The organism is Streptomyces chiangmaiensis (genome assembly GCF_036281785.1).
In the GTDB taxonomy this organism is placed as follows: Bacteria; Actinomycetota; Actinomycetes; order Streptomycetales; family Streptomycetaceae; genus Streptomyces; species Streptomyces chiangmaiensis.
In genome coordinates this window covers 46,292-59,978 of the sequence record NZ_JAYWVC010000031.1, presented here as the reverse complement: position 1 = coordinate 59,978, position 13,687 = coordinate 46,292, and the positions used below count along the sequence as shown (strand labels likewise).

Annotated in this window: 11 protein-coding genes; 10 read left to right on the top strand and 1 reads right to left on the bottom strand. The window is 69.8% G+C overall.

What is annotated here, in order from left to right; all coding sequences use genetic code 11:
* Nucleotides 1-149: 149 nt before the first annotated feature.
* The 3 genes from VXC91_RS13075 to VXC91_RS13065 all read left to right on the top strand — a co-directional run bounded on the left by VXC91_RS13075 (nt 150) and on the right by VXC91_RS13065 (nt 1,282).
* Nucleotides 150-368, top strand: a complete 219-nt coding sequence (locus tag VXC91_RS13075) for a DUF4244 domain-containing protein (RefSeq protein WP_329507318.1) — start codon at nt 150-152, stop codon at nt 366-368.
* Complete coding sequence (locus VXC91_RS13070) at nt 355-747, top strand: TadE family type IV pilus minor pilin (RefSeq protein ID WP_329507317.1); 393 nt, start codon at nt 355-357, stop codon at nt 745-747. The genes VXC91_RS13075 and VXC91_RS13070 overlap by 14 nt, the downstream gene beginning before the upstream one ends.
* 121 nt (nt 748-868) lie before the next feature.
* Nucleotides 869-1,282 (top strand): Rv3654c family TadE-like protein, encoded by a 414-nt coding sequence (locus VXC91_RS13065; protein WP_329507322.1) that lies wholly within the window; start codon nt 869-871, stop codon nt 1,280-1,282.
* Here the strand turns inward: VXC91_RS13065 and VXC91_RS13060 are convergent.
* Nucleotides 1,200-3,812 (bottom strand): DEAD/DEAH box helicase, encoded by a 2,613-nt coding sequence (locus tag VXC91_RS13060; RefSeq protein ID WP_329507316.1) that lies wholly within the window; start codon nt 3,810-3,812, stop codon nt 1,200-1,202. The two genes, VXC91_RS13065 and VXC91_RS13060, sit on opposite strands and share 83 nt — an antisense overlap.
* A gap of 79 nt (nt 3,813-3,891) precedes the next feature.
* On the opposite strand from VXC91_RS13060, the gene bldG reads away from it, so the two are divergent.
* From bldG to topA, 7 genes are all read left to right on the top strand, one after another.
* On the top strand, nt 3,892-4,233 hold the full coding sequence (gene bldG, locus VXC91_RS13055) for an anti-sigma factor antagonist BldG (RefSeq protein WP_010986038.1): 342 nt from the start codon (nt 3,892-3,894) through the stop codon (nt 4,231-4,233).
* A gap of 105 nt (nt 4,234-4,338) precedes the next feature.
* Entirely contained in the window at nt 4,339-4,779 is a 441-nt protein-coding gene (locus tag VXC91_RS13050) for an ATP-binding protein (protein WP_329507315.1), read from the top strand.
* Nucleotides 4,780-5,091: 312 nt separating this feature from the next.
* Nucleotides 5,092-7,494, top strand: a complete 2,403-nt coding sequence (locus VXC91_RS13045; RefSeq protein WP_329507314.1) for a sodium-translocating pyrophosphatase — start codon at nt 5,092-5,094, stop codon at nt 7,492-7,494.
* 218 nt (nt 7,495-7,712) lie between these two features.
* Complete coding sequence (locus tag VXC91_RS13040; protein WP_329507313.1) at nt 7,713-8,309, top strand: small secreted protein; 597 nt, start codon at nt 7,713-7,715, stop codon at nt 8,307-8,309.
* Between the two features lie 30 nt (nt 8,310-8,339).
* Nucleotides 8,340-9,869: a class I SAM-dependent methyltransferase gene (locus VXC91_RS13035; protein ID WP_329507312.1), complete on the top strand. Its 1,530-nt coding sequence runs from the start codon at nt 8,340-8,342 to the stop codon at nt 9,867-9,869.
* Nucleotides 9,870-10,241: 372 nt separating this feature from the next.
* Entirely contained in the window at nt 10,242-10,439 is a 198-nt protein-coding gene (locus VXC91_RS13030) for a hypothetical protein (protein ID WP_329507321.1), read from the top strand.
* 377 nt (nt 10,440-10,816) lie between these two features.
* On the top strand, nt 10,817-13,675 hold the full coding sequence (topA, locus tag VXC91_RS13025; RefSeq protein ID WP_329507311.1) for a type I DNA topoisomerase: 2,859 nt from the start codon (nt 10,817-10,819) through the stop codon (nt 13,673-13,675).
* Nucleotides 13,676-13,687 lie beyond the last annotated feature (12 nt).

The following is a 13,687-nucleotide window of genomic DNA, read 5'->3' as shown; positions in this document are numbered from 1 at the left end:
GTGATCGGGCTCGCTGGAGGGCTGCTGCGAGGAGGTGGCGGATGACCGACCGAGCCTGACGAACCGAATCGAGCAAGCGATTCAAGCAAACCCATTCAAGCAATTTGAATCAGACAGATCGACGGTACGAGAACCTCATGGGGGTCGGCATGGGTAAGGCGGTACGAGTACGGGGCCGGGTGCGTGGACTGGTACGCCGGGTACGGGAGGCGATGCGCGAGGAGGTGGGCATGGTCACATCCGAGTACGCGATGGGGATCATCGCCGCGGTGGCCTTTGCGGCGGTCCTCTACAAGGTGGTGACGAGCGGGCAGGTCAGTGGGGAACTGCAGGACATCGTGAAGCGGGCGCTCAATGTCCGGATGTGACGGGGCGCGGGACCACGGCGAGTCCGGAGCAGGCCAAGACCGCGGATTCGTGACGGCGGAGACCGCGGTCGTCCTGCCCGCACTGGTGCTCTTCGCCATGGCCCTTGTGTGGGCCCTGTTGACCGCGTCCGCGCAGATCCAGTGCGTGGACGCGGCCCGGGCGGGGGCCCGGGCCGCGGCGCGGCAGGAGCCGTCGAGCGTGGTCGAGGAGGTGGTCCGGCAGGCCGCGCCCGAGGGAGCGAGGGTGACGGTGACCCGGCAGGGCGATCTCGTGCATGTGCTGGTGGTCGCCCACCCCCCGGGTCCGGACGCACTGCCGCTCGAACTGCGCCATGAGGCGGTGGCGTTGGCCGAGGACACCGTGGGGGTGAATCGGTGAGGAGACATGAACCGCCGGGTGGGGGCCGACCGATGAAGGGGTGTGGGGCCCGGAGAGGCGATGGGCGGAGAACGGGGGTGGAGCGGTGAGATGCCAGGAGGGAGCGGTGAGGTTCCCTCAGCTGCTGAGGGCGCTGCTGTCGGGGCGTCGACCGGCCGGCGACCGAGGCTCGGCGACGGTGTGGTGCGTAGGCGCGGTCGGCGCTCTGTGTGCTGTGTTCGGGGTGCTTCTGGCGCAGGGGGAGGCCGTGCTGGCCCGGCATCGTGCGGCCGGTGCGGCCGACCTGGCGGCGCTGGCGGCGGCCGACCACTGGACGGAGGGGAAGGGGAAGGCATGTGACACGGCGAGGCGTATCGCGGTGGCCCAGGGCAGCCGGCTCGTGCGGTGCTCGGTCGTGGGCGAGGTCTCCGACGTCACGGCGGCCTCGGCCTCGGGACCCTTCACCGCCGAGGTCAGGGCGAGGGCGGGCCCGGCGGGACCGGCGGCGCAGGACGGACGCGCGAACCCCTCTCCTCGTTCTCCTTCTCGTCCATAGCCTCCGCCTCGTTCTCCTTCGCGTCCGGAGTCCCCGCGCCGACTTCCACGCCCTCCGGGCTTCCCGTCCTGTCCCCCGTCTCCTCGGGCGTCCCGCGCAAGAGCACCGTGAGGAGCCGCACGGCCCCCCTCTTGTGCAGCGGATCGTTGCCGTTGCCGCACTTGGGGGACTGGATGCAGGACGGACAGCCCGCCTCGCACTCGCAGGACGCGATGGCCTGGCGGGTGGCGGTCAGCCAGGTGCCGGCCGTGTGGAAGGCGCGCTCCGCGAAGCCCGCGCCGCCCGGGTGGCCGTCGTAGACGAAGACCGTGGGCAGGAGGGTGTCCGGGTGGAGCGGGACGGAGACGCCTCCGATGTCCCAGCGATCGCAGGTGGCGAAGAGCGGGAGCATGCCGATCGAGGCGTGTTCGGCGGCGTGCAGGGCGCCGCCGAGGATCTCCGGCGTGATCCGGGCCTCGTCCAGTTGGTCCTCGGTGACCGTCCACCACACGGCGCGGGTGCGCAGCGTACGAGGAGGGAGGTCGAGTTTCGTCTCGCCCAGCACTTCACCGGTGATGACACGCCGACGCAGAAAGGAGACGACCTGGTTGGTGACCTCCACCGAGCCGTAGCACAGCCGGCCTTCGCCCCAGGGGATCTCGACGTCCGTTTCCAGGACGGAGATGGACGTCGTGTCGCGGGCGACCGTTGAGTAGGGCGGGTCGGCCTCCTCGACCAAGGCCACGGAGTCCTCCAGGTCGAGCTCCCGCACCAGATACGTGCGGCCTTGGTGCAGATGGACCGCGCCCTCGTGCACCGTCGTGTGTGCGGAGCCCGCGTCGACCGTGCCGAGCAGTCGTCCGGTGCCCGCCTCCACGACCTGGACGGGACGCCCGCCCTCCCCGCGGATGTCCGTGAGGTCGGCGGCCCGTTCCCGGCGGGTCCAGTGCCAGGCCTTCGTCCGGCGGCGCAGCAGCTTCGCGGCCTCCAGCTGCGGGAGCAGCTCCTCGGAGGCGGGACCGAAGAGCTCCAGGTCCTCCTCCGTCAGCGGGAGCTCCGCCGCCGCCGCGCACAGATGGGGCGCCAGGACATACGGGTTGTCCGGGTCGAGGACGGTGGACTCCACCGGCTGATCGAAGAGGGCCTCGGGGTGGTGGACGAGGAACGTGTCCAGCGGGTCGTCCCGGGCGACCAGCACCGCGAGGGCACCCTGTCCCGCGCGGCCGGCGCGGCCCGCCTGCTGCCACAACGACGCCCGCGTCCCCGGGTAGCCCGCGATGAGGACGGCGTCCAGGCCCGAGACGTCGACTCCGAGCTCGAGGGCGGTGGTGGCGGCGAGGCCGAGGAGTTCTCCGGAGTGCAGGGCGCGTTCCAGGGCGCGGCGCTCCTCGGGAAGGTAGCCGCCGCGGTAGGCGGCCACGCGCCGGGCCAGGGAGCGGTCGACCTCGGCGAGGCGCTCCTGGGCGATGACCGAGATCAGCTCGGCGCCGCGGCGCGAGCGGACGAAGGCGACCGAGCGGACGCCCTGCACGGCCAGGTCGGTCAGCAGGTCGGCCGTCTCGGCGGTGGCCGTACGCCGGACGGGCGCCCCCTTCTCGCCGTGCAGCTCGGTGAGCGGGGGTTCCCACAGGGCGAAGACCAGCTCGCCGCGCGGGGAGGCGTCGTCGGCGACCTCGACGACGGGGAGGCCGGTGAGACGGCGTGCCGCCACCGAGGGCTCGGCGGCGGTCGCGGAGGCCAGCAGGAAGACGGGCGAGGCGCCGTAGCGGGCGCACAGACGCCGCAGGCGGCGCAGGACCTGGGCGACGTGGGAGCCGAAGACTCCCCGGTAGGTGTGGCACTCGTCGATGACGACGTACTTCAGGGCGCGCAGGAAGGAGGACCAGCGTGGATGTGAGGGCAATATGCCGCGGTGCAGCATGTCGGGGTTGGTGAGGACGTAGTTGGCGTACTGACGCACCCATTCGCGTTCTTCGGGCGGTGTGTCGCCGTCGTACACCGCTGGGCGGATCGCCGTGCCCAAGGGTTGTGAAAGTTTCTTCACGGATCGGCATTGATCCGCCGCGAGTGCCTTGGTCGGGGCGAGGTAGAGGGCGGTCGCGCCGCGGCCGTTCGGGGCCTCCGAGCCGTCCAGCAGACGGGAGAGCACCGGTGCGAGGTAGGCGAGCGACTTGCCCGACGCCGTGCCCGTGGCGACGACGACCGAGCTGCCGTCCAGCGCGTGCTCGGCGGCGAGCGCCTGGTGGGCCCAAGGGTGCTCGATACCGGCGGCCTGCACGGCGGCTATGACCTCGGAACGGATCCGGTCCGGCCAGACGGCATGGCGGCCCTCTCTCGGGGGCAAGTGCTCCGTATGAGTGATGCGCGCAGCCCGGCTCGGTCCCGAGGCGAGCCGGTCCAGGACCGTGCTCGGCGAGACGCGGGACACGGGGCCCGACAGGGGGCGATCGGATCGGTGATTCTTGGCCATCGGCACCGAGTGTGTCACTGGCGTGACGGACAATGGGGTCAAGGCGTCGTGCACGCCTGCCGGTAAGTGATTGAATGCCATCGCGGCTGGCGAACCGTCCTGGGGCTCTGCCGAGATGTTCCGTGGGGCGACCGCTCGATAGCAAGGTGCTGGAGGATCCGTGGACCTGTCCCTGTCGACCCGTACCGTCGGCGATCGTACGGTCGTCGAGGTCGGTGGCGAAATCGACGTATATACCGCGCCCAAGCTGCGCGAGCAGCTGGTCGAGCTGGTGAACGACGGGAATTTCCACCTCGTCGTCGACATGGAGGGCGTGGACTTCCTCGACTCCACCGGGCTCGGCGTGCTGGTGGGCGGCTTGAAGCGCGTTCGGGCCCATGAGGGGTCCCTGCGGCTGGTGTGCAACCAGGAGCGCATTCTCAAGATCTTCCGCATTACCGGTCTCACCAAGGTGTTCCCCATTCACACCTCGGTCGAGGAAGCGGTGGCGGCCACCGACTGACCCCGTTCCCGGGCCGCAGTGCCCGGACGGCAGAAGCAAGAGACGGGGACCGGGCCTTTGCGGCCTGGCCCCCTGACCGCACGCCCGAAGTTCCGAGGGGGATGCATGGCCACCGTTGAACTCCTCTTCAGCGCGCTGCCAGAACATGTCAGGACCGCCCGACTCGTGGCGGCCGCGGTGGCGCGCCGGGCTGGAGTGGAGGAGGCCGTACTCGACGAGGTCAGGCTGGCCGTCGGCGAGGCCTGCACCCGGGCTGTCGGACTGCACCAGAGCAACGGCATCTCGGCGCCGGTGCGGGTGCTGCTGACCGAGGAGGAGAAGCAGTTCTCCATCGAGGTCGGCGACGAGGCGCCACATGCGGTGCTCGGCGCGAGAACGCCGGGTACCCCGGGCGCCGGCGACGCGGACGCGGAAGCCGAAGAGGACGAGATGGGCCTCGCGGTCATCAGCGGTCTCGTCGACGACGTCGAGGTCACCGCCGGGGAGAGCGGCGGACGGATCAGGATGAGCTGGCCGACCGTGCCGCCCGCCACGCTCTCCGCCTGACCTTCCTCGTACGCCCCCTCCTCGTGCTTTTTGCACGGTTTTGTAGGGCCCTGCCTGTGCAGGGCCCTACTTTTTGTCCAGTCGCACAAATTCGTGAATTGCTTCACGATCGATCGCGCGATGATTTGATCAAGTGCCCACCCGGTCAATGGTTTTGAGGCATTACCTCTTTCGGGTTCTGTGGCGCGCGTGCGATCTTTTGCTGAAGAGCAGGTGAAGGCCAATTCCGTTTACCGAGCACTGTTTTGATCAGGTTCCGGTCCCTACAATCCGTCCACATCTTGAGCTCAGCCCAAGCGTCAAGGAGGACGAATGGCGGGGCTTTCTACCCCTCAACAGTTTGATCACCCCACAACCCTCGCAGCCGCAGTACTGACCGACAGCAACCGACTGATCGTGGTGGTCATCGGGGTTGTCGCCCTGGCGGCCCTCGTGGTCGCCGGGACCCTGGTCCGGCAGGTGCTCGCGGCGAACGAGGGCACCGACAGCATGAAGAAGATCGCGGCAGCCGTGCAGGAAGGCGCGAACGCCTATCTGGCCCGGCAGCTCCGCACGCTCGGCGTATTCGCCGTGGTCGTGTTCTTCCTGCTCATGCTGCTGCCCGCGGACGACTGGAATCAGCGCGCCGGACGATCGGTGTTCTTCCTGATCGGAGCGGCGTTCTCGGCGGCCACCGGCTATATCGGCATGTGGCTCGCCGTGCGGAGCAATGTGCGGGTTGCTGCGGCGGCGCGCGAAGCGACGCCGGCGGAAGGCGAGCCGGAAAAGGATCTCACCGCCGTCTCACACAAGGCCATGAAGATCGCTTTCCGCACGGGTGGCGTCGTCGGCATGTTCACGGTGGGGCTCGGTCTGCTGGGCGCCTCCTGCGTGGTGCTCGTGTACGCGGCGGACGCGCCGAAGGTCCTGGAGGGCTTCGGCCTGGGCGCGGCGCTGATCGCCATGTTCATGCGTGTCGGCGGCGGCATCTTCACCAAGGCCGCCGACGTCGGCGCCGACCTGGTCGGCAAGGTCGAGCAGGGCATTCCGGAGGACGACCCGCGCAATGCCGCGACCATCGCCGACAATGTGGGCGACAACGTCGGCGACTGTGCAGGTATGGCAGCCGACCTCTTCGAGTCGTACGCCGTGACACTCGTCGCCGCGCTGATCCTCGGCAAGGTGGCGTTCGGCGACTCGGGACTGGCGTTCCCGTTGATCGTGCCCGCCATCGGGGTGGTGACCGCGATGATCGGCATCTTTGCGGTGGCCCCGCGCCGCGCCGACCGCAGCGGCATGTCCGCCATCAACCGCGGCTTCTTCATCTCCGCGGTGATCTCGCTGGCGCTGGTTGCGGTGGCCGTGTTCACGTATCTGCCGTCGTCGTACGCCGACCTCAAGGGCATCTCCGACGCGGCGATCCGGGCCAAGGACGGGGATCCCCGGATCCTCGCGCTGGTGGCGGTGGCCATCGGCATCGTGCTCGCCGCCCTGATCCAGCAGCTGACCGGCTACTTCACCGAGACGAACCGCCGTCCGGTGCGGGACATCGGCAAGACCTCGCTGACCGGCCCCGCCACCGTGGTGCTCGCCGGCGTCTCCGTGGGTCTGGAGTCGGCCGTCTACACCGCGCTGCTGATCGGGCTCGGCGTGTACGGGGCGTTCCTGCTCGGCGGTACGTCGATCATGCTCGCGCTCTTCGCGGTGGCGCTGGCCGGTACGGGCCTGCTCACCACGGTCGGCGTGATCGTCGCCATGGACACCTTCGGTCCGGTCTCCGACAACGCGCAGGGCATCGCCGAGATGTCCGGCGACGTGGTGGGCTCCGGCGCGCAGGTGCTGACCGACCTGGACGCGGTGGGCAACACCACCAAGGCGATCACCAAGGGCATCGCCATCGCCACCGCCGTCCTCGCGGCCTCGGCGCTCTTCGGCTCGTACCGCGACGCGATCACCACGGCCGCGCAGGACGTGGGCGAGAAGGTCGGGAACGGCGGGCCGTTGAACCTGGTCATGGACATCTCCCAGCCCAACAACCTGGTCGGCCTCATCGTGGGCGCCGCGGTCGTCTTCCTCTTCTCGGGTCTGGCGATCAACGCGGTGTCGCGGTCCGCGGGCGCGGTGGTCTTCGAGGTGCGGCGGCAGTTCCGGGAGAAGCCCGGGATCATGAACTACACGGAGAAGCCGGAGTACGGCAAGGTCGTCGACATCTGCACCAAGGACGCCCTCAGGGAACTGGCCACACCCGGCCTGCTCGCCGTCATGGCACCCATCGCCCTCGGGTTCACGCTCGGTGTCGGTGCGCTCGGCGCGTACCTGGCGGGCGCGATCGGCACCGGCACGCTGATGGCGGTGTTCCTCGCCAACTCGGGCGGTGCCTGGGACAACGCCAAGAAGCTCGTGGAGGACGGCCACCACGGGGGCAAGGGCAGCGAGGCGCATGCCGCGACGGTGATCGGCGACACGGTCGGCGACCCCTTCAAGGACACCGCGGGACCGGCGATCAACCCGCTGCTGAAGGTGATGAACCTGGTGTCGCTGCTCATCGCGCCCGCGGTCATCAAGTTCTCGTACGGCAGTGACAAGAGTCTCGCCGTGCGGATCCTGATCGCCGTGCTCGCGATCCTGGTGATCGTGGTGGCGGTCTACATCTCCAAGCGCCGCGGGATCGCCGTGGGTGACGAAGACAACGCCGAGAAGGTGTCCAAGTCGGCGGATCCGGCGGTGGTTTCCTAGCCGCTTCGGCAGCACCCGTACTTCCACCTGGTCAGGTACGGGTCGACGGGCGGGCACACGGCACTCTTCGAGATGCCGTGTGCCCGCCCTGTCCGTGTTCGGGCCTCCTTCGTGAGCCTTCTCTCGCCTGATGCAAATCATCGCAACAGCTGAGATAAGTAATATTCGGCATGCGGCTGTGAACCGGTTGGCGTGTATGTTCCGGGGCCGAGAGAGCCATGGAAGGGACCGATCCGGTGAACAAGAAGCTCGCGGTCGCACTGTCCGGCGGTGCGGTACTGGTACTGGCGCTGTCGGGATGCACCAGCGGCAGCGGCGCAGTCGACGACAAGCTGGTCTCCTGGGCCAAGCAGGTGTGCGTCGCGGTGCAGCCGCAGGCCAAGAAGATCGCGGCCGCCAGCGCCGCGATCCAGAAGGAGACCTCGGACAACAGCACGCCGGAGCAGGTCCAGAAGACCGACTCCCAGGCCTTCCGGGACATGGCCGACGCCTACCGGGCGATCGGAGCGGCCGTCGAAAAGGCGGGCGCGCCGGACGTCGGCAACGGTGCGACGAAGCAGAAGAACGCCGTCCAGGAGCTCAACGGCATCGCCACCGCCTATGGCGATCTGCAGAAGCAGGTGGACGGGCTCGACACGAAGGACCAGGCGAAGTTCGCCGACGGTCTCAAGGGGATCGCGACCAAGCTCGACACGCTGAGCAAGAGCGGGAACGACGCGCTGAAGGAGCTGGAGGCGGGTGATGTCGGGGAGGCGATGTCGCAGCAGGCGAGCTGCAAGGCCGCGTCCGCCTCGGCCTCGCCGACGGCCGGCTGAGCGGCGCGTCGAACGCCTGCCCACGCCACAATGGGGGGCGTGAGCAACTCCAGTCCGGCCACGCTGCCGTCCACCGACCGCGCCGATGTCACCCTGCGACTGCGGGACGCCCTCCTCGCGGCCTCCTTCACTGCCGACGGGCTCCTCGACCTGCTCGGGGCGCCCGCGTACGCGGCGCTCGCGCGGAGCGAGACCGTGCCTGCGCTCCGGGCCACACGCGGGGACACGCCGTTGGAGTCGCTCGTACGGCTGTTCCTGCTGCAACAACCCGTTGCGCAGGCGCGTGTGACAGGCGTCCTGCCCGTCGACGCGTGCGTGGACGCCGGCTGGCTCGTCCGCACCGGCGGGGACGAGGTCGCCGCGACCGTGGACGTCCGGCCGTACGGCGGACCCGGCGGCGAGGACTGGTTCATCGTCTCCGACCTCGGCTGCGCGGTCGGCGGGGCGGGCGGCATCGGCAGCCGGGACGAAGGAGTCGTCCTGGGGGTCGGCGGCGCCTCCACCACGCTCGCGGGAATCACCGTCCGCACCCCCGTCGGCTCCGCCCTCGACCTCGGCACCGGCTCCGGCATCCAGGCGCTGCATGCCGCCCGGCACGCCACGCGGGTGACGGCGACCGACGTCAACCCGCGTGCCCTGCACATCGCCGCGCTCACGCTGGCGCTGTCCGGCGCCCCGGCCGCAGATCTGCGCCGGGGTTCGCTCTTCGAGCCGATCCGCGACGAGGAGTCGTTCGACCTGATCGTCTCCAACCCGCCGTTCGTGATCTCGCCCGGCGCCCGTCTCATCTATCGCGACGGCGGCATGGGCGGGGACGATCTGTGCCGGACGCTCGTTCAGCAGTCGGGGGAGCGGCTGAACGAGGGCGGGTTCGCGCAGTTCCTCGCCAACTGGCAGCACGTGGAGGGGGAGGACTGGCAGGACCGGCTGCGCTCGTGGGTACCACGCGGCTGCGATGCCTGGATCGTGCAGCGCGAGGTCCAGGACATCACGCAGTACGCGGAGTTGTGGCTGCGGGACGCGGGCGACCACCGCGATGACACCGCCGAGTACCAGGCGCGGTACGACGCGTGGCTGGACGAGTTCGAGGCACGCAAGGTACGGGCGGTCGGCTTCGGCTGGATCGCGCTGCACCGGACGGAGGCCGCCGAGCCCAACATCACGGTCGAGGAGTGGCCGCATCCGGTCGAACAGCCGATCGGGGACACGATCCGCGCGTACTTCGACCGCATCGACTATCTGCGGGCGCACGACGACGCGGCGCTGCTCGCGGGGCACTTCAGGCTCGCCGCCGAGGTCGTCCAGGAGCAGGTCGGACTGCCCGGCGCCGAGGACCCGGAGCACGTGGTGCTGCGCCAGAACCGCGGAATGCGCCGTGCCACCAAGGTGGACACGGTCGGTGCGGGCTTCGCCGGTGTGTGCGACGGCTCGCTGAGCGCGGGGCGGATCCTCGACGCCATCGCCCAACTGGTCGGCGAGGATCCAGTGTTGCTGCGCGACCGGACGCCCGCTCAGATCCGGATGCTGGTCGAACAGGGCTTTCTGGAGCCTGCGCGGTAGCCGGGGCGTGGCGTGCCGGCCCGCCCGGACGCCTGCTCGCGGCTGACGCCCTTTCGGGCTCAGGCGTCTACGCGTCGCACCGACCCGGGAGGGACCGCAGCGACGAGTGGCGGTACGTCATGTCCCGTACTCGATCCACCTGCCGTGATCGGCGGGGAAAGAATGGACGGCGGGAGGACGGCGTGACGGCGAGTTCCAGCCGCCTTGGTGCGACGGGGCGCCGGCCGCGGCGTAGGGTCGTCGCCCGCGAGGCGGTGCGCGGCCGACGCATGGAAGGTCGTCCGTCGCACGTTCACCCCGGGTTCGCCACTTTGCCGTCCGCGCGTGTCAGCCTCCCGTCGCTGGACGGCCCAGGAACAGGAGGAACGGGACATGGAGAGCGGACCGGCGATCTTCGCGGGAACGGTGTTCGCCCTCTTCGGTGGTGGGCTGCTGATCTGGACGGCGACGCGGCTGCGCGGTCGCGAACCCGTCGCCGAAGGTGTGAGCCCCGTCGCATCCGCCGCCCTCGCGAGCCTCGCCGCGGTGGCCGCGCTCGCCGCGGGCGTGTGGTGCTTCATGCGCCTGTGACGTGACGTTCCCGATCGCCGGGCGGCCGGGGCTCCAGTAACCGGGAGATCACCCTCCGGACAGGGCCGGAAGGGCTGCTCGCCAGTCCAGGCGGCAGGAATGCCGGTAGTCGGGTTACCGTTCGAGTGGCCGTTGCGGGCTTTTCCCGTTTGACACGGGGGCGGGATGTACCGTCACACTCCGCAGCGTCACCAGCGAGTGAGCCGAACGGACGCGCCGGTGTCGAGAGGGCGAAGGCGCTTCAGCCCCAAGGGCTGGGCGCGATCGCCTTGTCGACATCGGCCGCAGCACCCCGGAGGCGAGCGAGCCGGGAAAGAACGACCCCACCCCGGGAAGAAGGCCTGGGGAGGCCCAGCCGACCGGAGAGAAGAGCGAAGTTGTCCCCGACCAGCGAGACCGCACAGGGCGGCCGCCGACTCGTCATCGTCGAGTCGCCTGCCAAGGCGAAGACGATCAAGGGCTACCTCGGCCCCGGCTACACCGTCGAGGCGAGCGTCGGGCACATCCGCGACCTTCCGAACGGCGCCGCGGAGGTGCCCGAGAAGTACACCGGCGAGGTGCGCCGGCTCGGTGTGGACGTCGAACACGACTTCCAGCCGATCTATGTCGTCAACGCCGACAAAAGGGCGCAGGTCAAGAAGCTCAAGGATCTGCTGCGGGATTCCGACGAGCTCTTCCTCGCCACCGATGAGGACCGCGAGGGCGAGGCCATCGCCTGGCACCTCCAGGAGGTGCTGAAGCCCAAGGTCCCGGTCAAGCGGATGGTCTTCCACGAGATCACCAAGGACGCGATCCAGCAGGCCGTCCGCAATCCGCGCGAGCTGAACCAGCGGCTCGTCGACGCCCAGGAGACCCGGCGCATCCTCGACCGCCTCTACGGCTACGAGGTCTCGCCGGTCCTGTGGAAGAAGGTCATGCCGCGCCTGTCGGCCGGCCGCGTCCAGTCCGTGGCGACCCGGCTCGTCGTGGAGCGGGAGAGGGAGCGCATGGCGTTCCGTTCCGCCGAGTACTGGGACCTGACCGGCACCTTCGGCACCGGCCGCGCCGGCGACGCGTCCGATCCGTCGACCCTGGTGGCACGGCTCGCGTCGGTCGACGGCATGCGGGTCGCCCAGGGCCGGGACTTCGACTCGCTGGGCGGGCTGAAGAGCGCGAACACCCTTCACCTCGACGAGCAGAACGCCCGCGCGCTGGCCGCCGCCCTGGAGAACACGCGGTTCTCGGTCCGGTCGGTCGAGTCCAAGCCGTACCGTCGCTCGCCGTACGCGCCGTTCCGTACGACGACACTGCAGCAGGAGGCCAGCCGCAAGCTCGGCTTCGGCGCGAAGGCCACCATGCAGATCGCGCAGAAGCTGTACGAGAACGGCTTCATCACGTACATGCGTACGGACTCCACAACCCTGTCGGACACGGCGGTCGCCGCCGCCCGCGCCCAGGTCACACAGCTGTACGGCGCCGGCTACCTGCCCGCGCAGCCGCGCACCTACGCCGCCAAGGTCAAGAACGCCCAGGAGGCGCACGAGGCGATCCGGCCTTCGGGTGATCGTTTCCGCACCCCGGCGGAGACGGGTCTGACCGGTGACCAGTTCAAGCTCTACGAGCTGATCTGGAAGCGGACCGTCGCCTCCCAGATGAAGGACGCGACCGGTAACTCGGTCACGGTGAGGATCGGCGGCACCGCGGCCGACGGCCGGGACGCCGAGTTCAGCGCGTCCGGCAAGACGATCACCTTCCACGGCTTCCTGAAGGCGTACGTCGAGGGCGCGGACGACCCGAACGCCGAGCTGGACGACCGCGAGCGCAGGCTGCCGCAGGTCGCCGAGGGCGACGCGCTGACCGCCGAGGAGATCACCGCCGACGGTCACTCCACCAAGCCCCCGGCCCGCTACACCGAGGCATCGCTGGTCAAGGAGCTGGAGGAGCGCGAGATCGGCCGTCCGTCCACGTACGCGTCGATCATCGGCACGATCCTCGACCGCGGCTATGTGTTCAAGAAGGGCACGGCGCTGGTTCCGTCCTTCCTGTCCTTCGCCGTGGTCAACCTTCTGGAGAAGCACTTCGGGCGGCTCGTCGACTACGACTTCACCGCCCGGATGGAGGACGACCTCGACCGCATCGCCCGCGGCGAGGCGAAGGCCGTGCCGTGGCTGAAGCGGTTCTACTTCGGCGAGGGCACGGGTGCGGGCGGCGCCGCGGATGCCGGGAACGGCGACGGGGACCACCTCGGCGGCCTCAAGGAACTGGTGACCGACCTGGGCGCGATCGACGCGCGCGAGGTGTCGTCGTTCCCCGTCGGACACGACATCGTGCTGCGGGTCGGCCGCTACGGCCCCTACATCGAGCGTGGCGAGAAGGACACCGAACAGCACCAGCGCGCCGACATTCCGGCCGACCTGGCACCCGACGAGCTGACCGTCGAGCTGGCCGAGGAACTGCTCGCCCAGCCGAGCGGCGAGCGCCCGCTGGGCACCGACGCGGGGACGGGCCGGCCGATCGTGGCCAAGGCCGGCCGCTACGGTCCGTACGTCACGGAGATCCTCCCCGAGGGCACCCCGAAGACGGGCAAGAACGCGATCAAGCCGCGCACGGCCTCGCTGTTCAAGTCGATGTCCCTGGACACGGTGACCCTCGACGACGCGCTCAAGCTGATGTCCCTGCCGCGAATCGTCGGCACGGACGCGGAGGGCGTGGAGATCACCGCGCAGAACGGGCGCTACGGGCCGTACCTGAAGAAGGGCACGGACTCGCGGTCGCTGCAGTCCGAGGACCAGCTCTTCACGATCACGCTGGAGGAGGCGCTGGCGATCTACGCCCAGCCCAAGCAGCGTGGCCGTGCGGCCGCGAAGCCGCCGCTGAAGGAGCTGGGCGAGGACCCGGTCAGCGGCAAGCCCGTCGTCGTCAAGGACGGTCGCTTCGGGCCGTACGTCACCGACGGCGAGACCAACGCGACCCTGCGTTCCGGCGACAGCATCGAGGCGATCACCCCGGAGCGCGGCTTCGAGCTGCTCGCGGAGAAGCGCGCTAAGGCACCCGCCAAGAAGACGGCGAAGAAGACCGCCGCCAAGAAGACCGCCGCCAAGAAGGCGCCGGCCAAGAAGACGGCGGCGAAGAAGACGGCCGCGAAGAAGACCACCGCGAAGAAGACCACCGCGAAGAAGACGGCGGCCGCGAAGACGACGGCGAGGAAGACCGCCGTCGCGAGGACGGCGGCGCCGGAGGACGCGGCCGAGGAGTGAGCGTGCGGTCCG